We start from the raw sequence: 1,025 nt of genomic DNA on the forward strand, positions 1-1,025 counted from the left end.
GAAGCAGAGTTTATTTTAGAGCGTACTGTTATTGGATGCCTTTTGCTCTAAATGTTTGTCCAGATTTAGTTGGTTTTCACAGAATTGTACCTTGTGGTATTTCTGATAAATCTGTAGGTAGTCTGGCAGAGTTTATTCCTGGTATTACTATAGATGAAGTCCTTCCTCAAGTAGCTGCTGCTTTTACTAAAGTATTTGGAGTCGAGTTAATTTGCTATTCGAGTTAATTTGCTATTAATTTTAAAAAGTGTTTCGGTCTATAATGCGGAGCAAACAGCTTATCGGCAAGGGGATGCGCGACCCCTCCTCAAATTAAACGACAAGCTAGAAGTCGGGGATTTAAACCCAAGCTTTCGTGCTGAAAGCTGAGTGCTGAAATGTTGATAGCTAGTTAAAAAGGTATAGGATCAGAGTCGTCTGGAGGTGATTTCTCTTCTGGTATATTTGGTTTTGATTCTTCGTTGAAAGTAGAGCTACGACGAGACTTTAAATCTACAACATTATTATAGTTTTGCTCTTGTGGTTGTGTCTGAGTTACAGTTCTTTTACTAGGTTGATTTTTGGATGTTTGACTATCATCTTGAGTCATAGCTTCAGGACTAACAGGATATATTCTGGAAGCTGTTAATTCAGCTCGTTTTTCTTTAAAACCTTCTGGTCGTTCAATAGTATTCATATTCAAGCGACCTTCCACAATTACAACATCTCCTTCGTGGTATTGTTGACTAACTTGTTGAGCTAAATCTCTCCATGCTACTACTTTTAGTACAGCAGGTTTTTTTTCTACTCCTAAATTAGAAAATTCCACCATCATTTCTGCTACTGGTAATTGAGCATCTGCTGTGTAGCGAAGTTCTGGATCTTTGATAATTTGTACCATCAATATACAGCTATTCATTTTAATTTTTAACTATGACTAATTGAACAAAGTAAAAAGTAATAAGTAAAAAAATTGTAGGGGCGGGTTTAACCGAAAGCTTTGACTTAAGCACAATGAGTTCTAATAACCCGCCCTCTAATATTGA

2 protein-coding genes and 1 pseudogene are annotated in these 1,025 nt (G+C 36.4%); 2 read left to right on the top strand and 1 reads right to left on the bottom strand.

Annotated elements, in window-relative coordinates:
- Together F6K13_RS34680 and F6K13_RS34685 are read left to right on the top strand one after the other, a co-directional pair.
- Positions 1-227, top strand: a pseudogene (locus F6K13_RS34680) (hypothetical protein); the annotation flags it as partial.
- Between the two features lies 1 nt (position 228).
- On the top strand, positions 229-369 hold the full coding sequence (locus tag F6K13_RS34685) for a hypothetical protein (protein WP_161565059.1): 141 nt from the start codon (positions 229-231) through the stop codon (positions 367-369).
- Positions 370-391: 22 nt separating this feature from the next.
- Here the strand turns inward: F6K13_RS34685 and F6K13_RS34690 are convergent, their stop codons facing one another.
- Positions 392-898, bottom strand: coding sequence for a single-stranded DNA-binding protein (locus F6K13_RS34690; protein WP_124144982.1), 507 nt, complete (start codon positions 896-898; stop codon positions 392-394).
- Positions 899-1,025: the final 127 nt, after the last annotated feature.

It is taken from the genome of Okeania sp. SIO2B9, assembly GCF_010672505.1.
Taxonomy (GTDB): domain Bacteria; phylum Cyanobacteriota; class Cyanobacteriia; order Cyanobacteriales; family Microcoleaceae; genus Okeania; species Okeania hirsuta.